Annotated in this window: 24 protein-coding genes; 19 read left to right on the top strand and 5 right to left on the bottom strand. The window is 70.1% G+C overall.

Features of this window, described 5'->3' with window-relative positions; genetic code table 11:
* The first annotated feature begins 11 nt into the window (after positions 1–11).
* The 9 genes from ACZ619_RS22660 to ACZ619_RS22620 all read left to right on the top strand — a co-directional run bounded on the left by ACZ619_RS22660 (position 12) and on the right by ACZ619_RS22620 (position 10,201).
* Positions 12–806, top strand: a complete 795-nt coding sequence (locus tag ACZ619_RS22660; RefSeq protein WP_469601660.1) for an enhanced serine sensitivity protein SseB — start codon at positions 12–14, stop codon at positions 804–806.
* A 174-nt stretch (positions 807–980) separates the two neighbouring features.
* On the top strand, positions 981–1,736 hold the full coding sequence (locus ACZ619_RS22655; protein WP_469601761.1) for an enhanced serine sensitivity protein SseB C-terminal domain-containing protein: 756 nt from the start codon (positions 981–983) through the stop codon (positions 1,734–1,736).
* A gap of 346 nt (positions 1,737–2,082) precedes the next feature.
* The gene (locus ACZ619_RS22650) at positions 2,083–3,081 is read left to right on the top strand and encodes an ABC transporter permease (protein WP_469601659.1); all 999 of its coding nucleotides are present in this window, start codon (positions 2,083–2,085) and stop codon (positions 3,079–3,081) included.
* A 57-nt stretch (positions 3,082–3,138) separates the two neighbouring features.
* Complete coding sequence (locus ACZ619_RS22645) at positions 3,139–4,893, top strand: ABC transporter substrate-binding protein (RefSeq protein WP_469601656.1); 1,755 nt, start codon at positions 3,139–3,141, stop codon at positions 4,891–4,893.
* Between the two features lie 72 nt (positions 4,894–4,965).
* Complete coding sequence (locus tag ACZ619_RS22640) at positions 4,966–5,973, top strand: ABC transporter permease (RefSeq protein ID WP_469601654.1); 1,008 nt, start codon at positions 4,966–4,968, stop codon at positions 5,971–5,973.
* Entirely contained in the window at positions 5,970–7,061 is a 1,092-nt protein-coding gene (locus tag ACZ619_RS22635) for an ABC transporter ATP-binding protein (RefSeq protein WP_469601652.1), read from the top strand. Before ACZ619_RS22640 ends, ACZ619_RS22635 begins: the two co-directional genes overlap by 4 nt.
* A complete protein-coding gene (locus ACZ619_RS22630) occupies positions 7,058–8,287 on the top strand; it encodes an ABC transporter ATP-binding protein (protein ID WP_469601650.1) in 1,230 nt (409 codons plus the stop codon). The genes ACZ619_RS22635 and ACZ619_RS22630 overlap by 4 nt, the downstream gene beginning before the upstream one ends.
* A gap of 100 nt (positions 8,288–8,387) precedes the next feature.
* The gene (locus tag ACZ619_RS22625; RefSeq protein WP_469601648.1) at positions 8,388–9,494 is read left to right on the top strand and encodes a M1 family metallopeptidase; all 1,107 of its coding nucleotides are present in this window, start codon (positions 8,388–8,390) and stop codon (positions 9,492–9,494) included.
* A gap of 47 nt (positions 9,495–9,541) precedes the next feature.
* Positions 9,542–10,201, top strand: a complete 660-nt coding sequence (locus ACZ619_RS22620) for a trimeric intracellular cation channel family protein (protein WP_469601645.1) — start codon at positions 9,542–9,544, stop codon at positions 10,199–10,201.
* Here the strand turns inward: ACZ619_RS22620 and ACZ619_RS22615 are convergent.
* The gene (locus ACZ619_RS22615) at positions 10,110–11,330 is read right to left on the bottom strand and encodes an alpha/beta hydrolase (RefSeq protein ID WP_469601642.1); all 1,221 of its coding nucleotides are present in this window, start codon (positions 11,328–11,330) and stop codon (positions 10,110–10,112) included. The two genes, ACZ619_RS22620 and ACZ619_RS22615, sit on opposite strands and share 92 nt — an antisense overlap.
* A gap of 165 nt (positions 11,331–11,495) precedes the next feature.
* Here ACZ619_RS22615 and ACZ619_RS22610 point away from each other — a divergent pair, with 165 nt between their 5' ends.
* Positions 11,496–12,347: a thioesterase family protein gene (locus ACZ619_RS22610; protein ID WP_469601639.1), complete on the top strand. Its 852-nt coding sequence runs from the start codon at positions 11,496–11,498 to the stop codon at positions 12,345–12,347.
* Positions 12,348–12,549: 202 nt separating this feature from the next.
* Complete coding sequence (locus ACZ619_RS22605; RefSeq protein ID WP_469601636.1) at positions 12,550–12,912, top strand: hypothetical protein; 363 nt, start codon at positions 12,550–12,552, stop codon at positions 12,910–12,912.
* A gap of 78 nt (positions 12,913–12,990) precedes the next feature.
* Here the strand turns inward: ACZ619_RS22605 and ACZ619_RS22600 are convergent, their stop codons facing one another.
* A complete protein-coding gene (locus ACZ619_RS22600) occupies positions 12,991–13,620 on the bottom strand; it encodes a TetR family transcriptional regulator (RefSeq protein WP_469601634.1) in 630 nt (209 codons plus the stop codon).
* Positions 13,621–13,757: 137 nt separating this feature from the next.
* On the opposite strand from ACZ619_RS22600, the gene ACZ619_RS22595 reads away from it, so the two are divergent.
* The 7 genes from ACZ619_RS22595 (at position 13,758) to ACZ619_RS22565 (ending at position 21,335) form a co-directional block, all read left to right on the top strand.
* Positions 13,758–13,925 carry a hypothetical protein gene (locus ACZ619_RS22595; RefSeq protein ID WP_469601631.1) on the top strand — a complete coding sequence of 56 codons (168 nt, stop codon included), beginning with the start codon at positions 13,758–13,760 and terminating at the stop codon, positions 13,923–13,925.
* Positions 13,926–13,957: 32 nt separating this feature from the next.
* On the top strand, positions 13,958–14,236 hold the full coding sequence (locus ACZ619_RS22590) for a DUF4190 domain-containing protein (protein WP_469601760.1): 279 nt from the start codon (positions 13,958–13,960) through the stop codon (positions 14,234–14,236).
* A 62-nt stretch (positions 14,237–14,298) separates the two neighbouring features.
* On the top strand, positions 14,299–15,462 hold the full coding sequence (locus tag ACZ619_RS22585; RefSeq protein ID WP_469601628.1) for a cysteine desulfurase family protein: 1,164 nt from the start codon (positions 14,299–14,301) through the stop codon (positions 15,460–15,462).
* A 162-nt stretch (positions 15,463–15,624) separates the two neighbouring features.
* Positions 15,625–16,467, top strand: coding sequence for an intradiol ring-cleavage dioxygenase (locus tag ACZ619_RS22580; RefSeq protein ID WP_469601625.1), 843 nt, complete (start codon positions 15,625–15,627; stop codon positions 16,465–16,467).
* A 199-nt stretch (positions 16,468–16,666) separates the two neighbouring features.
* Positions 16,667–18,862 carry an autotransporter outer membrane beta-barrel domain-containing protein gene (locus ACZ619_RS22575; RefSeq protein ID WP_469601623.1) on the top strand — a complete coding sequence of 732 codons (2,196 nt, stop codon included), beginning with the start codon at positions 16,667–16,669 and terminating at the stop codon, positions 18,860–18,862.
* Positions 18,863–19,212: 350 nt separating this feature from the next.
* Positions 19,213–19,953: a GntR family transcriptional regulator gene (locus ACZ619_RS22570; RefSeq protein WP_469601620.1), complete on the top strand. Its 741-nt coding sequence runs from the start codon at positions 19,213–19,215 to the stop codon at positions 19,951–19,953.
* Positions 19,954–20,312: 359 nt separating this feature from the next.
* Positions 20,313–21,335: a formylglycine-generating enzyme family protein gene (locus ACZ619_RS22565; RefSeq protein ID WP_469601618.1), complete on the top strand. Its 1,023-nt coding sequence runs from the start codon at positions 20,313–20,315 to the stop codon at positions 21,333–21,335.
* A 93-nt stretch (positions 21,336–21,428) separates the two neighbouring features.
* Here the strand turns inward: ACZ619_RS22565 and ACZ619_RS22560 are convergent, their stop codons facing one another.
* Both ACZ619_RS22560 and ACZ619_RS22555 read right to left on the bottom strand, forming a co-directional pair.
* Positions 21,429–23,042, bottom strand: coding sequence for a multicopper oxidase family protein (locus ACZ619_RS22560; protein ID WP_469601616.1), 1,614 nt, complete (start codon positions 23,040–23,042; stop codon positions 21,429–21,431).
* A 223-nt stretch (positions 23,043–23,265) separates the two neighbouring features.
* Positions 23,266–23,919, bottom strand: coding sequence for an N-acetylmuramoyl-L-alanine amidase (locus tag ACZ619_RS22555; RefSeq protein ID WP_469601615.1), 654 nt, complete (start codon positions 23,917–23,919; stop codon positions 23,266–23,268).
* 60 nt (positions 23,920–23,979) lie between these two features.
* Here ACZ619_RS22555 and mnmA point away from each other — a divergent pair, with 60 nt between their 5' ends.
* Positions 23,980–25,116, top strand: coding sequence for a tRNA 2-thiouridine(34) synthase MnmA (gene mnmA / locus ACZ619_RS22550; RefSeq protein WP_469601614.1), 1,137 nt, complete (start codon positions 23,980–23,982; stop codon positions 25,114–25,116).
* On the opposite strand, the gene ACZ619_RS22545 is transcribed toward mnmA, so the two are convergent.
* Positions 25,092–25,418, bottom strand: coding sequence for a DUF427 domain-containing protein (locus tag ACZ619_RS22545; protein ID WP_469601612.1), 327 nt, complete (start codon positions 25,416–25,418; stop codon positions 25,092–25,094). The genes mnmA and ACZ619_RS22545 overlap by 25 nt on opposite strands.
* Between the last annotated feature and the right edge of the window lie 19 nt (positions 25,419–25,437).

Raw genomic sequence — 25,437 nt, 5'->3', positions numbered from 1 at the left:
GCGGTAGGCAGATGGACTTCCCGGCGGACATTCCCGCGGACTTCCCGGCACAGACACACCCCCACCCGCACGGCGGTTGGCCCGGCAACGAGTTGGAGGAGGTCCTCTCGGCCTCCCTCGGCGTGCCCGCGGCGGCGGCCCGGCTCATCGAGGTACTGGGCCGGGGCTTTTTGTGGATCCCGCTGCCCGAGGGCGGCGGCCCGCACAGCGGTCCGCTGGACCTGCCCACCACGGAGATCGACGGCCAGGTGTACGTCCCGGTCTTCAGCTCCGAGGAGCAGTTCCGGCTGGTGGTCGGCTCCCATCTGTCGTTCGCCGTCGCCCCCGCCGTCGAGTTCGCCCGCGGTCTGCCGCCGCAGGTCGGCATCGCCGTGAACCCCGGGGGAGTGGTCGGCCTGCCGCTGCCGCCGGAGGCGGTCGCCGAGCTGTGCCGGTCCGGTCGCAGCCACCCGGACGGCCCGGCCTCGGGCGGCCGGGTCCGGCTCTTCGAGCCCGACTGGCAGGACGACCCGATGGACTTCCTGGCCGCGGCCTCGGCGGAGTTCGCGGCGGTCGGTGTGGTCGCCACGGCCCGCCGCTGCCTCGCCGCGATCGAGACCGCCGACCCGGTGATGTTCGTGGGCGTCGAACTCTCCCACTGGGAGGGCGAGGACCTGCGGGCGGTGCCGCTGGAGGCACTGGGCAAGGCGCTCGGCCGGGTCCCGGTCGGCTGGCCGGTGAACCTGGTCCTGCTCGACGTGGCGGACGACCCGGTGGCCCACTGGATGCGGGAGAACGTCCGCCCCTTCTACCAGTACGGCCACTGAGGCGCCCCGCCCGGGGCGCGGGGAACTGCGCGACCAGCCATGACGAAACCCGCACTCGCGCACGACCAATCGGCTCCCGCCCCCCGGGCGCTTAAGCTGTCACCACACGCGGGGCAACTCTTCGAAGGGGCGGTACGACAGGTGAGCGCGAGCCTCAGCGGCAGCGTCGAGCACATGCTGCGCCAGGTCACGCCCGGGCGCTACGACGCCTACGAGGCACTCCTTCGCGCACTCGCCACGCCGTCCTCCGGCCAGGTCTGGATGCTGCTCTGGCACGGCCAGGCCGGTTCCCCCGACGCCCAGTACGGGAACATGCAGGTCGACGGCCACGGCTACGCCCCCTGCGTGACCTCGGCCCAGGAACTCTCCGCGAGCGGCTGGAACCGCTCGTACGAGGTGGTCGAGGGCGTCGACGTGGCCCGCACGCTCTACCCCGACCACTACGGTCTCTGGCTCAACCCGCACGCCCCCGGCGGCGGCGTCGGCATCCCCTGGCTCGACCTGCGCCGCATCGCGACCGGCCTGGACCGCCAGCCGGCCGGGCCGCTGCGGCTGTCCGAACCGGCGATCGAGGTGCCGCAGTTCTACGCGGTGCTCTCGCAGAACGCCCACCGCACGCCCGCGGTGCGCTCGCTGCGCCGGGCCTGGGTGCAGCCGGCCCTCGGGGCGCCGTATCTCGCGATCGGCCTCGACGTGTACGACACCTCGCCGCCCGCCGTCGACTCGGTGCGCGGGATGATGCAGCAGTCGATCGGGGCGGTGCCGGACGGGCTGCCGGTGTCGACGGTGGCGATGACCGACGAGAACGATCCCGTGGTGATGTGGATGCGGGCGGCCGCGCGGCCGTTCTACGACCGGGAGGCGCACGCGGCCCTGCCGCCGGCGCCGGTGGCCGGTTACGGGTACCCGCCTGTCCAGGGCGGCTACTGAGCCCTCTAGGCTGCGGGGCGGCCGAGACTGTTCACAGGCTTTACGTGACGAACACATTTCTCCGCGCGTAGATGGCGGCGAAAGGTGCGCCGTTGGGTTCGATGTCCCCTTGTGTCCCAACTGGGTCGCGTCCGGGGGGCGTTACCCCCTGTTCGGATAACGGAATCCCCCGGACTGCATCACGGTTGCGCATACTTTCCCCGCGAGATCTGGCGGGTGATCGCGGCGAAGCTGAAGACTCGCCCATCAGACATGAGGTTTAAACCTCGTGATCGAGCAAGTCGACAAAGCCGCAATCCGCGGCTGGCGTAGGCCGGTTACCACCGGCGAGAGGGGTCGGGTCACTGTGACCGCACCGATCGAGACCACCGGAGCGGCATCCGCGGCACAGCCGGAGGCCGTGCTGGAGGGTGCCGGAAAGGGGCAGATCGAGGGCCGCTCCCTCGGGCAGATCGCCTGGACCCGGTTCAAGAAGGACAGGGTCGCCGTGGCCGGCGGCGTCATCGTCGTCCTGCTGATTCTCGTCGCGGTGCTCTCCCGCCCCCTCCAGGCCCTGTTCGGACTCGACCCCAACGCCTTCCACCAGGACCTGATCGACGCCAACACCTCGCTGCCGAACGGCGGCTGGGGCGGCATGAGCCTCGATCACCCCCTCGGCGTGGACCCGAAGTTCGGCCGTGACATCGCCACCCGCGTCCTGGAGGGCTCCTGGGTGTCGCTGGTGGTCGCCTTCGGCTCCACCATCCTCTCCAACGTGATCGGCGCCATCCTCGGCGTCGTCGCGGGCTACTACGGCGGGCGCGTCGACTCGGTCATCAGCCGGCTGATGGACACCTTCCTCGCCTTCCCCCTCCTGCTGTTCGCCATCGCCATCTCCGCCACGCTCCAGGGCGGCGCGTTCGGCCTGAACGGACTGCCGCTGCACCTCAGCGTCCTGATCTTCGTCATCGGCTTCTTCAACTGGCCCTACCTGGGCCGGATCGTGCGCGGCCAGACCCTCGCCCTGCGGGAGCGCGAGTTCGTCGACGCGTCCCGCGGCATGGGTGCCAAGGGCCCGTACATCCTGTTCCGGGAGCTGATGCCCAACCTGGTCGGCCCGATCATCGTCTACTCGACGCTGCTGATCCCGACCAACATCCTCTTCGAGGCGTCCCTCAGCTTCCTCGGCGTCGGCATCCAGCCCCCGCAGGCGTCCTGGGGCGGCATGCTCCGCGAAGCGGTGACGTACTACCAGGTCGATCCCCAGTACATGATCGTTCCCGGTCTCGCCATCTTCATCACCGTCCTGGCGTTCAACCTGCTCGGTGATGGTCTCCGCGACGCTCTCGACCCGCGCAGCCGCTGACGCCTGTCGCATCGAGAGCCCGAAAAGTTTCCGACAATGGAGGGGAAAGCACCCATCATGCGAAGGTCAGCGCTGGCCGCGATCGCGGCCATCGGCTCCGCCACCCTGCTGGTTGCAGGGTGCAGCAAGGCCGATGACAACAAGGACGACAACGGCGGTGGCAGCTCCGCCGCGGCCAACGCGGCTACCAAGGGTGTCGTCAACGCGTCGGACAAGAAGGGCGGGACGGTCACCTACGAACTGTCCGACGTCCCGGACTCGTTCGACCCCGGTAACACGTACTACGCGTACATGTACAACTTCAGCCGGCTGTACGCCCGCCCGCTGATGACGTTCGAGCCGGCCGCCGGTTCCAAGGGCAACACCCTGGTCCCGGACCTCGCCTCGGGCAAGGGCGTCCCCAGCGACGGCGGCAAGACCTGGACGTACAAGCTGCGTTCGGGCGTGAAGTACCAGGACGGCACGGCGATCACGTCCAAGGACGTCAAGTACGCCGTGGAGCGCTCCAACTTCGCGCGTGACGTGCTCTCGCTCGGCCCCAACTACTTCCAGCAGCTGCTCGTCGGCGGCGACAAGTACAAGGGCCCCTACAAGGACAAGAGCGCCAAGGGCCTGTCGTCCATCGAGACCCCGGACGACACCACGATCGTCTTCCACCTGAAGCAGGCCTTCCAGGAGTTCGACTACCTGGTCGCCGCCCCGCAGACGGCCCCGGTCCCGCAGGCCAAGGACAACGGCGTCGACTACGTCAAGAACATCGTGTCCTCGGGCTCGTACCAGTTCCAGAGCTACCAGGACGGCAAGCAGGCCGTGCTGGTCCGCAACAAGAACTGGGACGCGAAGACCGACCCGCTGCGCAAGCAGCTGCCGGACAAGATCGTCGTCAACCTGAAGGTCAACGCCGAGACGATCGACAAGGACGTCCTGGCCGGCGACGCGATCGACCTCGGTGGTACGGGTGTCCAGGCCGCCACGCAGGCCCAGGTGCTCACCGACGCCAGCAAGAAGGCCAACACGGACAACACCTACGGTGGCCGTCTGGTCTACATGGCGATCAACACCAAGGTGAAGCCGTTCGACAACGTGGCCTGCCGCAAGGCCGTCGAGTACGCGATCGACAAGGTCTCGGTGCAGACCGCCGAGGGCGGTCCGATCCGCGGCGACGTCGCCTCCACCGTGCTGCCGCCGGACATCCCGGGCTACGAGAAGGCGGACGTCTACGCCAGCACCGGCAACAAGGGTGACGTCACCAAGGCGAAGGCCCAGCTGAAGGCGTGCGGCAAGTCCTCCGTCAGCACCAACATCACGGCCCGTTCGGACCGTCCGCAGGAGATCGACGCCGCCACGGCGATCATCAACTCGCTGAAGGCCGTCGGCATCAACGCCACCCTCAAGCAGTACCCGTCGGGCAAGTACTTCACCGACTACGCGGGTGTCCCGAAGTTCACCGAGAAGCAGAACGTCGGCCTGATCATGATGCAGTGGGGTGCCGACTGGCCGTCCGGCTACGGCTTCCTGCAGCAGATCCTGAACGGTGAGGCCATCGGCGCCTCGGGCAACACCAACCTGTCGCAGTACGACAACAAGACGGTCAACGACCTGCTGTCCAAGGCGATCGCCACCCAGGACGACACCGAGCGCAACAGCATCTACACGCAGATCGACAAGCAGACCATGGACGACGCCGTCATCGTGCCGCTGACCTACTTCAAGGTCCTGCTGGCCCGTCCGACCGGTTACACCAACCTGGTCTCCTCGGCTGCCTGGAGCGGTCAGTACGACTACCTCAACATCGGCGTAGCGTCGAAGTAGCAGCCCCGGAAGGCAGGTGAAGGCATTGGTGCCCGCGGGCTCTACGGCCCGCGGGCACCAGCGCCGATCCCCGTGATCTCGTACATCCTCCGTCGGACGCTCGCAGCGGTGATCCTGCTGCTGGTCGTCTCCGCGGTCACCTTCGCCATCTTCTTCGTGCTGCCACGGCTGGCCGGGCAGACCGCCGACCAGTTGGCACAGCAGTACATCGGCAAGAGCCCGTCGAAGGCGGACATCGCCGCGGTCAAGCACAACCTCGGTCTGGACCAGCCTGTCTACGTCCAGTACTGGCACTTCATCAAGGGGATCGTCTCCGGCGCCACCTACGACCTCGGCCCCACCACGGTGCACTGCGACGCACCGTGCTTCGGCTACTCCTTCAAGACCCACCAGGCGGTCTGGCCCCAGCTGACCTCCCGGATGCCCGTGACCCTCTCGCTCGCCGCCGGCGCGGCCGTGCTGTGGCTGGTCTCGGGTGTGGTGATCGGCGTGATCTCCGCGCTGAAGCCGCGTTCCTTCTTCGACCGCGCCTTCATGGGCGTGGCCCTCGCCGGTGTCTCGCTGCCCATGTTCTTCACGGGCAACCTGGCGATCCTGCTCTTCACCTACCAGTGGCCCATCTTCGGCCGCACGTACGTCCCGCTCACCGAGAACCCGGCGCAGTGGGCCAACACCCTGATTCCCGCCTGGTGTTCGCTCGCGCTCCTGTACTCCGCCATCTACGCGCGGCTCACCCGCTCGGGCATGCTGGAGACGATGAACGAGGACTACATCCGCACGGCCCGCGCCAAGGGCCTGCGCGAGCGCAAGGTCGTCGTCCGGCACGGACTGCGCGCCGCGCTCACCCCGATCATCACCGTCTTCGGCATGGACCTCGGTCTGCTGCTGGGCGGCGCGGTGATCACCGAGACCGTGTTCTCGCTGCACGGTGTCGGGCAGTACGCGGTGCAGGCCATCGACGACAACGACCTGCCCCCGATCCTCGGCGTGACCCTGCTCGCCGCCTTCTTCGTCGTGATCGCAAATCTCCTGGTGGACCTGCTCTACGCGGCCGCCGACCCGCGGGTGAGGCTCTCGTGACCGAACTCTCCAAGACCGGCGCGGCCGTGGGCGAGCCCACCCCGTCCGACGTGCCCGACGCCTTCCTCGAAGTCCGCGACCTCAAGGTGCACTTCCCGACCGACGACGGCATCGTCAAGTCGGTCGACGGCCTCAGCTTCTCCCTGGAGAAGGGCAAGACCCTCTCCATCGTCGGCGAGTCCGGCTCCGGCAAGTCCGTCACCTCGCTGGCCGTCATGGGCCTGCACCGGCTCGGCGCCCGCGGCAAGAACGTCCGCATGTCCGGCGAGATCTGGCTGGGCGGCAAGGAGCTGGTGAGCGCGTCCCCGGACGAGGTGCGCCGGCTGCGCGGCCGCGAGATGGCGATGATCTTCCAGGACCCGCTGTCCGCGATGCACCCGTACTACAAGATCGGCGACCAGATCGTCGAGGCGTACCGGGTGCACCACAAGGTCAGCAAGAAGGTCGCCCGCACCCGCGCCATCGAGATGCTCGACCGGGTCGGCATCCCCGAGCCCGCCAAGCGCGTCGACGGATACCCGCACGAGTTCTCCGGCGGTATGCGCCAGCGCGCCATGATCGCCATGGCCCTGGTCAACAACCCCGAGCTGCTCATCGCGGACGAGCCGACCACCGCCCTCGACGTCACCGTCCAGGCGCAGATCCTCGACCTGATCCGCGACCTCCAGAAGGAGTTCGGCTCCGCGGTCGTCCTCATCACCCACGACCTGGGTGTGGTGGCCGAGATCGCCGACGACGTCCTGGTGATGTACGGCGGCCGGTGCGTGGAGCGCGGTCCGGTCGACGAGATCTTCGAGAAGCCGCAGCACCCCTACACCTGGGGTCTGCTGGGTTCGATGCCGCGCATCGACCGCGAGACCTCCGACCGGCTCATCCCGGTCAAGGGACAGCCGCCGAGCCTCATCAACGTCCCCTCGGGCTGCGCCTTCCACCCGCGCTGCCCGTACGCGGACCTCCCCAAGGGGAACGTCACCCGCACGGTCCGCCCCGAGCTTCAGCAGGTCGACGGCGGCCACTGGTCCGCCTGCCACCTCTCGCCCGAGGACCGGACGCGGATCTGGACCGAAGAGATTGCGCCGAAGCTGTGAGCGACACGAAGAAACCCGATGACGCCGTCATCCCGCAGCAGGCGTCGGCCCCCGCGTCCGAGGAGCGGGAGGTGCTGCTGAAGGTCGAGGGCCTCCAGAAGCACTTCCCGATCAAGAAGGGCATCCTCCAGCGGCAGGTGGCCGCGGTGAAGGCCGTCGACGGCATCGACTTCGAGGTGCGCAAGGGCGAGACCCTGGGCGTCGTCGGCGAGTCGGGCTGCGGCAAGTCGACCATGGGCCGGGTCATCACCCGTCTCCAGGACCCGACCGGCGGCAGGGTCACCTTCGAGGGCCAGGACATCACGCACCTGTCCACCGCGAAGATGCGCCCGCTGCGCCGCGACATCCAGATGATCTTCCAGGACCCGTACGGCTCCCTGAACCCGCGCCACACCATCGGCTCCATCGTCTCCGCGCCGTTCCGGCTGCAGGGCGTCGAGCCGGAGGGCGGGGTCAAGAAGGAGGTCCAGCGCCTCCTGGAGCTGGTGGGTCTGAGCCCCGAGCACTACAACCGCTACCCGCACGAGTTCTCCGGCGGCCAGCGCCAGCGCATCGGCATCGCCCGCGCGCTCGCCCTGAAGCCGAAGCTGGTCGTCGCGGACGAGCCGGTCTCCGCCCTGGACGTCTCGATCCAGGCGCAGGTGGTCAACCTCATGGACGACCTCCAGGAGGAGCTGGGCCTCACCTACGTGATCATCGCCCACGACCTCTCCGTCGTCCGGCACGTCTCGGACCGGGTCGCGGTGATGTACCTGGGCAAGATCGTCGAACTCGCCGACAGCACCAAGCTGTACGAGACGCCGATGCACCCGTACACCAAGGCCCTGATGTCGGCCGTGCCGGTGCCGGACCCCAAGCGCCGGGGCCACAAGAGCGAGCGCATCCTGCTCCGCGGTGACGTCCCGTCGCCGATCGCCCCGCCGTCCGGCTGCCGTTTCCACACGCGGTGCTGGAAGGCGACGGAGATCTGCCGGACGACCGAGCCGGCGCTCGTCGAACTCCGTCCGGGCCAGCGGGTCGCCTGCCACCACCCGGAGAACTTCGCCGACCAGGCCCCGCAGGACACGGTCCTGCTGACCGCGGCGAAGGCGGCCTCGGAACTCGTGGGCGACTCGGTCCTGGAGGAGTCGGCGGAGACGTCGGCGGCGGTCGCGGCCGAGGTCGGGGCGCAGTCCGAGGACTCCACAGCCACGTCACAGGAGTCACAGGAGTCAACCGACAAGTAGCCCATGACCCAACTGGGCAAAGTCATGTACATGCCTTAGCGGGAGAGCGCAGAGTCGGGCGTGTCCGTCCGTCGACCGGCACGTTCGAAAGGGACGACCCATGCGCCTCTCCCGTTCGGCACGTCTGGCGGCCGTCGCCACCGCGGCGGCCGCCTCCTTCGTCATCGCGGCCGCACCCGCCCCCGCCCCGGGCGCCGACGGCGTGGGCGACCCGTACTTCCCGCAGCTGGGCAACGGCGGCTTCGACGCCCGCCACTACGACCTCGACATCGCCTACGCCCCGGACACCGGCCGCCTGGACGGCCGTACGACGCTCACCGCGCGTGCCACCCAGAACCTCTCCTCCGACAAGGCCACCTACGACATCCGGATCAAGGCGCCCGAGGGGCTGACCGGCGTCTCCAACGGCCGGCTGGTGTCGACGCACGACCGGGGCGGTTCGACGTACACCCACTGGCGCGAGTCGAAGCCCATGGCGACCTACCTCGCCACCGCCACCATCGGGAAGTTCGACGTGCGGACCGGCAGGACCCCCTCTGGCATACCGGTCTACGTGGCCGTCGACCCGGTCCTCGCGAGCAGCAACAGCGTCGACGCGTACGCCGTGACGGCCGCCGCGACCGACTACTGGGCGTCGCTCTTCGGGCCGTACCCCTTCGAGGAGACCGGCGCGATCGTCGACGACATGCCGGAGGCCGGGTTCTCGCTGGAGGTGCAGAGCAAACCGGTCTACTCCGCGGTGCGCACCGAGTCGACGATCGTGCACGAACTGGCCCACCAGTGGTTCGGCGACTCGGTGAGCGTGGCGCAGTGGAAGGACGTCTGGCTCAACGAGGGCTTCGCCACCTACGCCCAGTGGCTGTGGGCCGAGCACCAGGGCACCAGGTCGGCCCACGACTCCTTCCCGGCCGCCTACGACGCGCGGGCCGCCGACAACCCCTTCTGGCAGACCACCGTCGCCGACCCGCGGCGCGACACGATGTTCGCCTCGGCGGTCTACCGGCGCGGCGCGATGACCCTCCAGACGCTGCGCGAACGCATCGGGGACGAGGCCTTCTTCCGGCTGCTGCCCGCCTGGACGAAGCTGCACCGCCACGGCAACGCGGACACCGCCGACTTCGTCCGCCTCGCCGAGCGGGTGAGCGGACGGCAGCTCGACGACCTCTTCCGGACCTGGCTGTTCACCACAGGGAAACCCGCCTTGTGAGCCTGGCTTTGTAAGGTTCGCACTTCCTGACGGGTCACAATGTCAGGGTGCAGCTCCAGCAACTCTTCTCACCCTCCGTCCAGCACACGCTCGATGTCATCGGCATCTTCGTGTTCGCGATCTCCGGCGCGCTGCTGGCCGTCCGCAAGAACTTCGACGTCTTCGGTATCGCCGTGCTCGCCGAGGTCACCGCGCTGGGCGGAGGGATCTTCCGGGACGTGATGATCGGGGCGGTACCCCCGGCCGCCTTCACGGACCTGGGGTACTTCCTCACCCCGCTCATCGCCGCCCTGGTGGTGTTCTTCCTGCATCCGCACGTCGAGCGGATCCAGTCGGCGGTCCTGGTCTTCGACGCGGCGGGCCTCGGCCTGTTCGCCGTCAGCGGCACCACCAAGGCGTACTCCTACGGTCTCAACCTGACCGCCTCCGCGGCCCTGGGGCTCGCCACCGCGGTCGGCGGCGGCGTGCTCCGGGACGTGCTCGCCAACGAGGTTCCCTCGCTGCTGCGCTGGGACCGCGACCTGTACGCGGTCCCGGCGATCGTCGGGGCGACGACGGTGGTGCTGTGCATCCGCTACGACGCGCTGACCCCGTTCACCAGCGGGCTCGCGGTCGTCACCGCTTTCGCCCTGCGCCTGCTCGCGATGCGGTACCACTGGCGAGCGCCGCGTGCGTGGAACCGCCGCTCGACGGTGCGCGAGGAGTAGTGCCGCCCCGGGGCCGGCTCCGGCCCAGGTTGACCGTGAGCCACTCGAACACGGTCGGCACCTGGGGCCGCCACAGCGCCATGTTGTGACCGCCGTCGCTGCGCGGCAGGAACACCACGTGCACGGTGGTCGGCGCCTTGGCGACCTGTTCGAGCGCCACGCCGGCCTGGTAGCCGTCACCGGACTCCCCGGAGAGGTACAGGGCGATCCGGGGCGGGGTGGCCGCCTTCCTCAGCAGCAGGTAGGGGTTGTTCCGCTCGCGCAGGGTGAGGTTCTGCGCGGCGAGCGAACTCCGCTCGCCGATCGGGTCGTTGTAGCCGGACATGCTGATCGCCGCCCGGTAGCGGTCCGGATGGGCGACGGCCAGCTTGACCGCGCAGTGCGCGCCCGCCGAGTAGCCGGCGACCGCCCAGTTCGCGGGGGAGGGGGCGGCCCGGAAGTTGTCGTCCACCATCTTCGGCACGTCGATGCTGAGCCAGCTGTCGGCGTTGACCGTGCCCGGGATGTTGGCGCAGCCGGTGTCCACGCCGGCCAGCAGGTTGGTGCGCGGCGCGACCAGGATGAACGGCGCGACCCTGCCGCTCCTCATCAGCGGCGCCAGTTGCTGAGTCACCCGCATCGAGCCGAACCACGCCTTGGCCGAGCCCGGGTAGCCCGGCAGCAGCTCCACGACCGGGAACCGGTGGTCGCGGTACTCCGGTTGGCCGTACTGCGGCGGCAGCCAGACGTAGACCTCGGCGTCGACACCCGAGACCCGCCCCTTGAGCTGGGTGACCTCCACCCCGCGCATGCCCGGTCCGTCGGCCGCCGTGAAGGCCTGCTTCACCTTGGGCAACCGTTTCAGCGCTATTCCGCCGGTCCCGTCCTGGCCGAGGTCGGCGGCCTGCTGGACATGGTCGCCGGTACCGAGCAGATCGGCCCAGTTGTCGTACAGGTTGTTCTGGTTGTTGACCAGTACGAAGATCAGCGTCACCGCCGTCGTCTGCGCGAACAGCAGCATCAGGACCCGGGCCGCGACCCGTACGGACCTGGGGCCCCGCATCCTCGACCACAGGACGAGCGGCAGTATGAGGGCGACCACCGACAGCACGACGGTCGTGTAGAGGAACGGAGTCCCGGTGAGGCTCATGTCCCCATAGAGGGGAATTCCCGGCTCCGAGTTACGGACGTCTCCGGACACTTACCTAGAAATTGCCGGAACCTCACCCGGTGGAGGGATCTCTTACCGCCCGGTCGGATGGTGTGTGGATCACAAAAGCAACCGCTTAGTAATGGATTATTGTACGGTTCAGCCATGCCAGAAGCAGCTTCCACGCGGGCCGTGATCGGCGACAGCGAGTTCGACCGCGACACCGCGGTCACCCGGCGCGCTCCCGGCGTCTACGACACCGACCTCTCGGCCGGCTGGACCATCCTCGACGCCGTCAACGGCGGCTATCTGCTCGCCGTGCTCGGCCGGGCCCTCGCGGACGCGCTGCCGCACCCGGACCCGTTCAGCGTCTCCGCGCACTACCTGACCGCATCCCGGCCGGGCCCCGCCGTGATCCGCACGGACACCGTCCGCACCGGCCGCACCCTCTCCACCGGCCAGGCCTCCCTCTTCCAGTACGACGAACAGGGCGACGAGGTCGAGCGCATCCGCGTCCTCGCCTCCTACGGCGACCTCGCCGCCCTCCCCGACGACGTCCGTACCTCGGCGACCCCGCCCGCGTTCCCGCCCATGGAGCGGTGCTTCGGCTCCGAGGACGGACCGGCGCCGATGGAGAAGGGCGGCTCCGCCATCGCCGACCGCCTGACGCTCAGGCTGGACCCGGCCACCCTGGGCTGGGCCCTCGGCACCCCCTCGGGCAGGGGCGAGATGCGCTCCTGGTTCGGCCTCGCCGACGGCCGCGACGCCGACCCGCTCTCCCTGCTGCTGGCGGTCGACGCGCTGCCGCCCACCGCCTTCGAACTCGGCCTCAAGGGCTGGGTCCCCACGGTCGAACTGACCGTCCACGTACGCCACAGCCCGGCCCCCGGTCCGCTCCGGGTCTCCGTCACCACCCGCAACCTGGCGGGCGGCTTCCTGGAGGAGGACGCCGAGGTCTGGGACAGCGCGGACCGGCTGGTCGCCCAGTCCCGCCAGCTGGCCCGGGTGCGCCTCTGAGCCGCAACTCCACTGTTGTGTCACGGACTTGTACCAGCGAGTAGAACGGACCCGTCCGTGAACGCGCAGGTCGGCGAGGTGTCTTGAGGCGCTCTTTACCCGAATCACAGGCTGGGGACAGTACGGGCCCAAGAACGGCCTAAGCGGCGTTGGTTGAGTGCCACCCCTCAGGACTCCCTCATCCTTTATGGAGTTGTCTCTCATGAAGCGTGTCCGTCTCGTCCCCGCCGTGGCTCTGCTCGCCGTGTCCCCGCTGCTGCTGACCGCGTGCGGCTCGGACGACTCGTCGTCCACCGGCAGCGGCAACTCCGGTACGTCGCAGTCCTGTCAGGCGCCGTCCGGGATGCCGAGCGGCAACCCCTCGGGCATGCCGAGCGGCTTCCCCTCCGGAATGCCGAGCGGCAACTCCACCGCCAGGCCGACCGGTACCCCCACCGGCATGCCGAGCGGCGGCCCCGGCGGCGGCGGTCAGGGCGGCCCCGGCGGCGGCTGCGGCGGTGGCCAGGGCGGCTTCGGCGGCGCTGCCCCCAGCGGCGCCCCGACCGCGCAGGCCACCAAGAGCTGACCGCGCCCGCCCGGCGACAGGGGCGGCGCGTCCGGAGCACCGGACGCGCCGCCCCTTCGTGCTGTCCGCCCGCGGTGCCTAGTCGAGCCAGTGCTGCCGGCCGAGGCTGATCAGCCGCATCTGGCGGGCGGCGATCCGGGCGACCCGGTCCCGCTCCGCCTCCGAGGACTCCGGCGGCTCCAGGGTCTCCAGGAACAGCGAGGCGGTGATGAGCATCTGGTCCACGTAGAGGTGGGCGAGCATCAGGAGGTCGTCGTCGTTCCACCCCTCGGCCTCGGGGTCCTTGGCCAGTTCGGCCTTGACCTCCTCGGCGAACCGGGCCAGTTGGTCCCGGATCGCCTCCCGCACCGGCTGCACCCCGCCGTGCCGCTCCCGGGCGATGAACCGGACGTGCGCCGGGTGCGCGGCCACGTAGTCGGCGATCAGCCGCACGGCCCGGTTGATGCGCTCCGCGCCGGGGGTGGAGACCGTCGTGCGGACCATGGGGTGCAGGCTGCCCAGGGCCTCGTCGACCAGGGCGACACCGAGGTCGGCGGTGGAGCGGAAGTGCCGGTAGAAGGCGGTCGGGGCGACCCCCACGGCCCGGGTGACCTCGCGCAGGCCCAGGCTGCTCAGGCTCTGCTCCTCCAGCAGCCCGAGCGCCGCGTCCAGGAAGGCCTGGCGGGTCTTCTGCTTCTGGGCCTGTCGGATGCCGAGGGTGTGACTCATGTCATCCAGTTAACAACTGTTCTCTGGAATTGGAAAGCCGTGCGGCTTGCTAGACTCAAAGTCAGTGAACAACTGTTACTACAACCGTTCACTCAAATGTAACGGACCCACACGCAACGGAGGGGGGATCGAATCCCATGCTGTTCCTCGTCGCCGCACTCATGCTGTTCGGCGTGGTGCTGGGCACCGTGGCCCATGCCCCGGCCGACGTCACCGCCGCACTCGCCACCGTGATCGTCGTCTGGCTGGCCGCCTTCGCGCTCCGCGAGCGCATCGCCCGCCGGCGCGGCACCTCGGCCGACTGACCGTCCACCACGACCTCCAGGAGCTGAGCATGCTGCACCTCACCGCCCCGGCCGCCGGCCGCCCCGAACCCCGCGACCGCACCCGCGACGCCGACGGCATGGCCGTCGCGTCCTTCATCCTCGGCCTGTCGGGCCTGCTCGTCCTCAACCTCTTCCTCGGTCCGATCGCGGTCGTCCTCGCCCTGGTGTCGCTGTGGCGCGGTACGCGGCGCAGGGTCCGCGCCGGCCTGGGGCTGGCCCTGGGCGTGGCGGACCTCGCGGTCCTGGCGATCGCGATGGACGCCTCGAACACGATCTCCTGGAGCCTGTGAGCGGGACCTGGCCGTGACGCCCCTCGGTCCTGCGGCGGAGCCCCCGTAGAATCGACCCCACCATGGCTTACCTCGACCACGCAGCCACGACTCCGATGCTCCCGGAGGCGGTAGAAGCACTCGCCGCCGCCCTGGGCGTCACCGGCAACGCGTCCTCCCTGCACGCCTCCGGCCGCAAGGCCCGCCGCACGGTCGAGGAATCCAGGGAGACCCTCGCGGAGGCGCTCGGCGCCCGCCCCAGCGAGGTCGTCCTCACCTCCGGCGGCACCGAGGCCGACAACCTCGCGGTCAAGGGCCTCTACTGGTCCCGCCGCGACGCCGACCCGGCCCGCACCCGGGTCCTCGCGAGCCCCGTCGAACACCACGCGGTCCTCGACGCGGTGCACTGGCTCGGCGAGCACGAGGGCGCGACCGTGGAGTACCTCCCGGTCGACAGCCACGGCCGGGTCCACCCCGAGGCGCTGCGCGAGGCGGTCGCCCGCAACCCCGACGACGTGGCCCTCGCCACCGTCATGTGGGCCAACAACGAGATCGGCACCGTCATGCCGGTCCGTGAACTCGCCGACGTGACGGGTGAGTTCGGTATCCCTCTGCACGCCGACGCGGTTCAGGCCTTCGGTCAGGTCCCCGTCGACTTCGACGCCTCGGGCCTCGCCGCGATGACCGTCTCCGGCCACAAGGTGGGCGGCCCGTACGGCATCGGCGCGCTGCTGCTCGGCCGCGAGTACACCCCCGTACCGGTGCTGCACGGCGGCGGCCAGGAGCGGCATGTGCGCTCCGGCACCCTGGACGTCCCCGCCGTCGCCTCCTTCGCGGTCGCCGCGCGCCTCGCGGCCGAGCGGCGGGAGTGGTTCGCCCGCGAGATCGGCGCCCTGCGCGACCGCCTGGCCGACGCCGTGCTCGAGGCCGTACCCGACGCGATCCTCGGCGGCGACCCGGTGGACCGGCTCCCGGCCAACGCGCACTTCACCTTCCCGGGCTGCGAGGGCGACTCGCTGCTCCTGCTGCTCGACGCCCAGGGCATCGAGTGCTCCACGGGATCCGCCTGCACCGCCGGGGTGGCCCAGCCGAGTCATGTCCTGCTGGCCACCGGCACCGCCCCGGACCTGGCCCGCGGCACCCTGCGCTTCTCCCTCGGCCACACCTCCACCCGGTCCGACGTGGACGCGGTCGCCAAGGCCATCGGGCCGGCGGTGGAGCGGGCCCGGGCGGCCGGACTGTCGTAGCGGCACCGCGCCCGCGGTGCCCCCTGTCCGGGGCGTCTTGCCCCGACACGCGGAACAGATCACAACTCCGCGTCCAATAAGGTGAGTTGACGGGTTCTTCCCCAGCGACTTCACAGTGCGTGGCCATGGTCTGCCTCAGGTCGTTCTTTAAGTTCTCATGACATGACAGACAACACCCCTGCCTCCGAGCAGACCCCCGAACCCGTCTCCGGCCCGTCGGGCCGCCACCGGACGGACACCACCATGAAGCGGCGTCGCGTGCTGATCGGCGGCGCCACCATCGCCGCGGCCGGCGGCCTGATGGCGGCCGGACTCGCCTCCGCCGACACCACCACCGCGGAGGCCGACTCCGACGCCGCCACCACCGTCACCGGCGACGCCTCCTCCGGCGTCTGCTCCCTCAACGCCGAGGTCACCGAAGGTCCCTACTCGCTCGAGGGTGCGCTCGTGCGAGAGGACGTCCGGGAGGACAAGGAGGGCGTCGAGGTCCAGTACACCTTCACCGTGGTGGACGAGGCCGACGACTGCGCTCCGCTGGCGAACGCGCTGGTCGAGATCTGGCACTGCGACGCGCTCGGCGAGTACTCCGGCTTCGTCGGCAAGAACGGCCACACCGAGACCGACGACGGCACCTTCCTGCGCGGCGGTCAGCTGACCGACTCCGACGGGCAGGTGAGCCTGATCTCGATCTGGCCGGGCCACTACGTCTCGCGGGCCGTCCACGTCCACATGCGGGTGCACACCGACGTCACGCTCACCGACGACTCGTACACCGGCGGCTCGATCATCCACACCGGTCAGCTGTTCTTCGACGCGGACGTCAACACCGAGGTCCAGGCGTCCTCGCCGTACTCCGACAACACCACCAAGGAGACCCAGCTCGACGACGACACCATCTACGACGGCGGCGGTGCCTCCTCCGGCCTGCTGACCCTGACCGCACTGGGTGACAGCGTCTCCGACGGGTACAAGGCGACGCTCACCGTGGGCGTCAGCACCTCCTGAGGCCGACGGGCCCGGAGCTCCTGACGCCGCCGGCCCGGTGACCGCCCGTCACGGTCACCGGGCCGGCCTGTCCGTGTGCCGGCCGCGAGAGCGCCGACGATCCACCGATCACCGAATAGTGTCGGCAGAGCTGCCTGATATTTGGCTGTCGCATCTCTTGAAGGCGGAAAGTGTCGACAGTAGGGTCCCGAGTGAACGCGTGAGAAGACGGCGCCGGGTCGGGTACGGCCGTGACGGCCCGTTCCGCATCCGCACGACCCCCGCCGAATCCAGCACCGCCCTCGGCGTCGGCCGCGCCCCGCTCACCACCCGTGCCGGCCCGCGACCGGGCCCGCACCGCGCCCTGCCCGAAGACCACTGGAAGACAAAGGAGTTCACAGTGCTGCCCACCAACAGGCCGGAGACCCCCGAGTCCCCGTCCGGCACCGGCTTACTGGACCGCCCCGTCGCCAACCGCGCCCGGCCCCGCGCCCTCCTCGTCGCGGTGGCCGCCGCCCTCGCCCCGGCCCTGGCCGCCCCGACGGCCGCGCACGCGGCCACGCAGAAGGCCGGCAAGCGCATCACCGTCGGCGCCGACGAGACCCTCACGCTCACCGAGACCACCACCGCGACCCGGCTGGTGATCGAGGAGGGCGGCACCATCGCCGTCCCGGACGGCTACAGCCTCACCCTCACCGTCAACGGAGTGGAGACCGGCAGCGAACTCGCCGCGCTCACCGACGGCAACGGGGGAGTGGCCACCGCGATCGCCGCCGGCACCTACAGCGGCACGATCGTCCTGAACGTCGCCGAGGCCACCGACGTCGCCTACTCCACCCTGACCTTCCCGTTCCGCCAGGCGATCTACGTCGACTCCGACGGCGTGGACGAGTCCAGGTCGGTGCCCTCCGCCGTCATCGGCGGCACGGTCACCGACAGCGCCGCCACCGGCATCACGCTCACCTCCGACGGCGAGGCGTTCAACGGCGTGTACGTCGCCGACGGCGCCACCTACACCCTCACCGACCCCACGATCGCCTTCGCCGGCAACGGCCGCTGCGACTTCGTCGGCTACGGCGCCGCCGTCGTGGGCACCGGCTCCGGCACCACGCTCGTCGTGGACGGCGCCACCATCGGCAACGAGGGCGTCGTCCGCACGGCGGTGATCGCCGACGCCACCGCCAACGTCGTCGTCAAGAACTCCACCATCCACTGCGCCGACGGCACCGTGCCCGCCGAGTACCCGGCCAGCGGCACCGGCGACACCCGCTACATGATCACCGTGCCCTGGATGCTGGGCATCTCCGGCAACGTCCGGGCCACCAACCTCCTGGGCGCCGGCACCAAGGCGTCGTACATCAACTCCAGCATCTCCTCGGAGAAGTGGGGCGCCCTGTCGGTCGACGGCGGCAGCTACTGCACCCTCACCGCCATCAACAGCACGATCGCCAACACCGGCGGCCAGGGCTACGGCAGTTACGCCATCGGCAACGTCACCGAGCACTTCCTCGGCTGCACCTTCGACGTCGGCGACTACGCCCTGATCCACTGGGGTGCCTCGGCGCACTACGGCGACAGCACCGCCGCCGCGGTCTCCGCGCTCAACGACTCCCTCGGCATCGGCCTCACCGGCGCCGAACTGAGCGCGCTGCCGGAGCGGTCCACCACCATCGACGCCGGCCGCTTCATGGTGCTCTGGTACGCGGCCGGATCCGTCGCCATCGACGGCGGCACCCAGGTCACCACCGGTGAGACCACGTTCATGTGCAAGGCGGTGGCGGGCACCGTCACGGTCGACGGCTCCGACGGCGCGACCATCACCAGCGGCAACGGCGTCCTCTTCCAGCTGATGGACACCGACCGGCCGAGCAGCGTCACGGTGTCCGGCGAGCCGTGGAGCAGCGAGACCACCGGCACCTACACCGAGCCGACCGGCTCCCCGAGCAGGTCCTCCAGCTGGGTGACCACGTCCTCCCAGTCCACCGACGCGAAGGGCACCTTCACCGACATCGCCCTGACCGGCGACTTCTACAACTCGGTCCGGGGCGGCGGCAACGCGAGCCTCCAGGGCCAGAACCTCAGCCTCTCCTTCACCGGCAGCACGGTCGAGGGAGTCATCTCGGCCAGCACCGCCCAGCACGGCGTCTCCACCATCACCTCGGCGGAGTACCGCCAGATCAGCGAGGTCACCAACACCCCGAGCGCGGTGGTGAACAACGGCGTCCTGGTGACGCTGGGCGCCGGCTCGACGTGGACGGTCACCGGCACCTCGTACCTGAGCGCGCTCACCCTGGCGTCCAGCGCGTCGGTGGCGGCGCCCAGCGGCAGCACGGTCACCCTGACCGTCGACGGCACGGCGACCACCCTCACGCCCGGCCGGAGCTACACCGGTGCCCTCACCCTGACGGTGTCGTAACCGGGACGACGCGAGAGGCCGGCCCCCGGGGATGGATGCGAACCGGATCCCGGGGGCCGGAGTCTTACCCCCCGCTTACTTCGGAAGGTAGGCCACCGCACCGCCCAATGTCCACACTTGAGCGGGCAGTTGCGGACAGGCGTGCCCCAGTACGCCGTCGGATGTCGACAGTTCAGGGAGGTCGTGGCGAGCGGCTCGGAGGGCTGAGCGGTGCGTCCCGGGGGCTGTCCGTTGTCGACAGAGAGCGGATGAGCGGGGTACTGGGCGGTAGAAGAGTGCGATAGTGTCGACACCGTTGGTTCCGCTGTGAACCCGGAAACGGCTCCGGGTACGGGCAGGGAGGCCGCCGGATGACCGATCAGGACACGCATGTCGTGCTCGCCCGTCTGCTGCGGCTGCGTGACCGGCGGGAGCCGTTGGTCGCGCAGATCGCCGAGTGGGTGGGCGCCGGGATCATCGAGGGCAGGCTGGCGGCCGGCCAGGACCTCAACAGCGTCGACCTGTCACGGCGGTTCGACACCAGCCGCACCCCCGTGCGCGAGGCCCTGATGGTCCTCGAACAGGAGGGCCTGGTCGAGATGAAGGCGCGCCGCAGGCCCCGGGTGGCCGCGCCCTCCCTCCAGGACATCCGGGACATCTACCAGGTCCGGCGCCAGCTCCTGTCGATGCTCGCCGCACTGCTGGTCGAGCGGGCGGGCGACGACGAGATCGCCGAGCTGCGCGGCCGGGTCGAGAAGATGCGCGCACTCGCCGACGAGGGCGACGTGGACGCCTACTTCTGGGGCCATGTGCAGCTCCAGGAGCGGATGACCGAGATCGTCGGCAACGCCACCCTCAAGCAGATCCTCGACTCCCTGGCGCTGCGCACGCTCATGCTCCGCCACCTCAGCCTGACCCGCCCCGGCCGGCTCGCCTACAGCGTGGACGACCAGGAGCGGCTGATGCAGGCCTGCGAGGAGCGCGACGGCGAACTGGCCGCCGCGCTGATCGCGGGTGCGACGGTCCGGGCGCTGCGCTCGGTGGAGGAGCAGATCCAGGAGCAGGAGGCGGGCCGCAAGCCGGCACGCCGACGGCGCACCTCGTCGACGTGACGGCCCGCGGGGAAGACCTTCCACTTCCTGTCTAGTGTCGACAGTAAGCCTTGGTCAAGGGGTTCTGATTCATTTATAGCGCAAGGTGTCGACACTGTGCGCTTCTTCGGGCAGACTGCGGGCTCAACGGGAAAGGCCGCGCCCCGGGCGCGGGACCTGTGTGCGCGTGTCCAGGGAAGTCACAGGCCGGCAAAGGCCGCGGCAAAGGCGCGCACTTTACGTTCCGTTGAACAGCCGGTCATGCGGCGCGCTGCCCCGCCTGGAAGCCGCATGACCGGTCTCCCCCAGCCATCGAGTCGACGGAGGGCCGCCCCATGACCGTCGTACCACCGAACCGACAGCCTCTCGGAAGAAGGAAGTTGTTCCGGATCGCCGGTGCCGGAGCCGCCGCCTCGCTGATCGGCGCACCCCCGGCGCACGCGGCACCCGCGGCACCCGCGACGGACATCGCGGACGCCGCGGACGCCGTCTCCGTCGCCGGGCAGACCCTGGTGCCGGCCCCCGCCGACCCGGACTTCGCGTTCACGGCCGACCTGTCCAACACCACCACGGGCGAGGCCTCGCCGATCGGCTCGGCGTACTGGCTGGGGGCCTACCAGGTCACCAACGCCCAGTACGCGGCCTTCCTCGCCACGGACGCGGGGGCGGGCCACACCGTGCCGTCGTTCTGGGACGACGGGACCGTCCCCGCCGGGAAGGAGCAGCACCCGGTGCTCCAGGTCGCGCTGGCGGACGCCGAGGCCTACTGCGACTGGCTCACCGGACAGGCGGACGGCTGGACCTTCCGGCTGCCGACCGAGGCCGAGTGGGAGAGCGCGGCCCGCGGCCCCGACTCCTACGCCTACCCCTGGGGAACCGCGGCCGGTACGGCCTACACGGACTCCGTGCTGACCAGCAGGTACAACTACAACGCGGTCTGTGCCGTCTACTACCTGGTCAACTACGGCTCCACCGAGGCGACCTACGACGAGGCGGACTCCACCCGGTACGGCGAGAGCGAGCCGATCTCCGAGATCCTCACCGTCAGCGCGACCGGCGGGGTGACCGGCTGGATCTACCACGACACCTGGACCGGGTTCGTCTACACCGACGTCTTCGACGCGCTGATGGCGACCGGCGGACTCACCTCGGCCGTGGGCGCGTACCCGGACGGCGTGAGCGTGTACGGCGCCTACGACATGGCGGGCAACTGCTTCGAGTGGACCTCCAGCGTCGTCACCGCCACCAACGGGGCGGAGGCCGGCCAGGACGTCAACGCCGTACGCGGCGGCTCCTGGTACGCGACCCTGCGCAGCTGCACCACCCACTACCGCGGCGAGGGCCGGGACGGCGGCGGCGGTTATCCGACCGTGGGCTTCCGGGTCGCCGCCGACCAGGGCTGAGCGACGGGGATCCCGGTGACCGCAACCCACAGAACGGCTGCCGCCGGCACTTCCACTGCCGGCGGCAGCCTGCTCGGGGGGTCCGGGCGGCGGCTAGCTGTCCGTGACCATGAGGGACGCCATCATGCCCTCGTCCTCGTGCTGGAGCAGATGGCAGTGAAGCATGTACATGTACGTGTCGTCGGAGAAGTCGGTGAACTCCATGGCGATCTCGATGGTGCCGCCGCCGACCACCTCGTACGTGTCGTACCAGCCGAGCTCGACGCCGGTCGGATCATCACCGTTGATGGAGACCAACTGGTAGGGCACGTCGTGCAGATGGAACGAGTGCTCCAGCTGGGTGCTGTTCTTGATGGTCCAGATCTCCTTGGACCCCAGCGTGGTGCTGATCATGGCCATGGAGGACATGCTCGTGCCCGCCGAGCCGTTGATCAGCATGGTCGCGCCGGACTGGCCGAGCGTGATGGTGCGCGCGGTGAAGTCGCTGGTGTCGTAGCGGTCGATGGTCCGCAGCGAGCTGGGCAGGTCGTCCGGGGTGTCGGTGCCGCTCGCGGTGACCGCCAGGAAGTCGTACGTGCCGCTGCCGCCGCGGACCCAGCCGGTGGTGACGACGGCCTGGAGGGTGACGTCGTCGGACAGGTCCATGACCATCTCGGCGCGGGCGCCGGCCACCAGGCGGATCTCGGTCACGTCCGCCGCCTCGGCCAGGTAGCCCTGGTCGGTGGCGATCTGGGTCATCGTGCCGCCGTCGCTGCGCTGGACGGTGATGATGTCCGACGGCGAGGCGTTGAGCAGCCGGAACCGGGTCCGGGTCTTGGTCGCGGTGAAGGTGAGGGTGGTGTCGTCGACGTTGGTGCCGTTCACCAGCAGCGGGAAGTTCAGGCCGTTGGTGAGGTAGCCGGTCAGGTCGTACTTGATGTCACCGTCGTCGTCGACCGCCAGGCACTGGAAGATCAGCGGGATGTCGTCGGTGCCGTAGGTGCTGGGCAGGTCGGCGCTGGTGTCGTCGTCGGCCTCGACGATGATCATGCCGGCCAGTCCGTGCACCGCCTGCTTCGCCGTGGTGCCCAGCGCGTGCGGGTGGTACCAGAGGGTCATGGCGTCGTCCTTGACCGTGAAGGTCGGCGACCAGGTGTCCCCGTCGGAGAAGGCGACCTGCGGGCCGCCGTCCATCTTGGCCGGGACGTGCGCGCCGTGGAAGTGGACGGTGGTGTCCTCGCCCAGGCTGTTGGTGATGTTGAGTACGTTGGTGTTGCCCTGGGTCCACTTCATGGTGGGGCCGAGGAAGGACTGGTTGTAGCCGGCGGTGGTGCTGGTGACGCCGCTGACGACCTCGGCGGTCCCGGTCTTCGCCTCCAGGGTGAAGGTGGTGGTGCTGTCGGAGGTGGTGCCCTCCAGCAGGTCGGGGACGGAGAGGGTCGCGGTGTTGGTCGCCGCGCCCGCCTTGTTGCCGCGCGCGTCGGTCAGCAGGGCGAAGGAGGCACCCGCCGCGCCGACCGCGCCCAGGCCGACCCCCGCCATGCCGCCGAGGAACCTCCGCCGGTGAACCCCCTTGCCGCGCTTGGCCGTCGACTCCTTGGAGTGCTCGGCCTTCGTCACCCGCCCGGCCTTGCCGTGCTCCGTGCCCCCGGCCCGCCGTCGCCGGCCGCGGGCTTCCGTGTCTTCGCTGTCGTCCGCCTCGAAGGCGGGATCCGTGGTGTGGGTCATGGCCCCGGATGTTTGACCTGGGGACTGTGCGAAATCTGAGGCGAAGTTAGGAGCGAACCCGGGGGACTGTGAGGTGGCTGTGGATGCTGATAATGCTTAACTCCCTTGAAAACAAGGGGAGTTGATCAGGCGCAGTTGGCGACACGGGTGCGGGACGCAACGGACACAGGAAGGGTACGGACCGCACACAGGATAACGATTTCATCACGGACGGAACCCGGTGTCAGGCCTGTCCGACGCGCCGAACAAGCCCCATGTAGCGGCCCCAGTCCCAGTGCTTCCCCGGGTCGGTGTGATCCGTCCCCGGCACCTCCACATGTCCGATCACATGCTCCCGGTCCAGGGCCATCCCGTACCGCCGGCATATCGCGGCCGTCAGCCGAGCCGAGGCCGCGTACATCGCGTCGGTGAAGTCCTCCGGCCGGTCCACGAACCCCTCGTGCTCGATGCCCACACTGCGCTCGTTGTAGGACCGGTTGCCCGCGTGGAACGCCACGTCCAGCTCGCGGACCAGCTGGGTGATCCGCCCGTCCTTGCGCACGATGTAGTGCGCCGCCGCCTGGTGCCCCGGGTCCTGGAACACCTTCACCGCGCTCGCGTAACCGCCCTGGGTGACATGGACGACCACCCGGTCGATCACGTAGTCGTCCGGCCGGTTCGCCGTCCGGTAGTTCCCCGCGGACGCCGCCACCCAGCGCGCCCCCTCGAAGTCCACCGCGCCCGCCACCCGCGCCTTGTGCACCCCGGGCAGCCGCCAGTACAGCCGCGTCAGCTCCTGCCTGGTCAGCACCGCCGTGCCGGCCGCGGCCGCCGCCCCGCCGACCAGCAGCGCCCGCCGCCCGATCCGCCGGTCCCGATCACCCGTTCTCTCCCCCATGTGATCTCCAACGGATACTCGCGGGCCCCGGTTCCCGCGCCCCCTTACCCTGGAGGGGCTATGACTGACACCCCGCAGCGCACCCGCCCCCTCCGCGTCCTCGCCGCCATGTCGGGCGGCGTGGACTCCGCCGTCGCCGCCGCCCGCGCGGCCGAGGCGGGCCACGACGTGACCGGCGTCCACCTCGCGCTCTCCGCGAACCCCCAGTCGTTCCGCACCGGCGCGCGGGGCTGCTGCACCATCGAGGACTCCCGCGACGCCCGCCGCGCCGCCGACGTCATCGGCATCCCGTTCTACGTCTGGGACCTCGCCGACCGCTTCCGCGAGGACGTCGTCGAGGACTTCGTCGCCGAGTACGAGGCCGGCCGCACCCCCAACCCGTGCCTGCGCTGCAACGAGAAGATCAAGTTCGCCGCGCTGCTCGACAAGGCCCTCGCCCTCGGCTTCGACGCGGTGTGCACGGGCCACTACGCGCAGATCGTGACGCTGCCCGACGGCGGCCGCGAACTGCACCGCGCCTCCGACATGGCCAAGGACCAGTCCTACGTCCTCGGCGTCCTGGACGAGTGCCAGCTCGCCCACGCCCTCTTCCCGCTCGGCGACACCCTGACGACCAAGGACGAGATCCGTGCCGAGGCCGGGCGCCGGGGCCTCGCCGTCGCGAAGAAGCCCGACTCGCACGACATCTGCTTCATCGCCGACGGCGACACCCAGGGCTTCCTCGCCCAGCGGCTCGGCAGGGCCGAGGGCGACATCGTCGACGAGTCCGGCACCCGGATCGGCACCCACGAGGGCGCGTACGGCTTCACCATCGGCCAGCGCAAGGGCCTGCGCATCGGCCACCCCGCCGCGGACGGCAAGCCGCGCTACGTCCTCGACATCTCCCCGGTGGACAACACGGTGACGGTCGGCCCGGCCGCCTCCCTCGACGTGACCGGCCTGACCGCGATCAGGCCCCGCTGGTGCGGCACCGCCCCCACCGGTCCCGGCGTCTACACCGCCCAGCTCCGCGCCCACGGCGGCGAGACCGAGGTGAGCGCGGAACCGGTCGACGGCGGGCTGCGCGTCACGTTCACCGAGCCGGTCCGCGGCGTCGCCCCCGGCCAGGCGATCGTCCTCTACGACGGCACCCGCGTGGTCGGCTCGGCGACGATCGCCACGACGGTACGGCGTCAGCCGGTGAGCTCCACCTCGTAGAAGCAGAGGTGGTCCTTGATCCGGGCGACGTCGGACCTGGGCTCGGGGTAGGCCCAGACGAGGTCCGCCGCGTCCGGCAGGGACCAGTAGGACGCGGTGCCCTTGAACGGGCAGACGGTGTGGGATCCGGACGGCGTCAGCAGGTCGAGCCGCACGTCGTCGGCGGGGATGTAGTAGCGCGGGGGACAACCGGTCTCGTGCAGGACGAGAGCCCGGTCGCTCTCGGCGAGGACCAGCTCGCCGTGCGTCACGCGCACGTGCCGGTCGCTGTTCTCGATGGTGATCGTGTGTCCAGCGGTCATATGGGGATGACGCCCGCGG

This window comes from Streptomyces sp. NPDC104367 (assembly GCF_055583825.1).
This window is presented reverse-complemented; position numbering and strand designations above follow the sequence as displayed.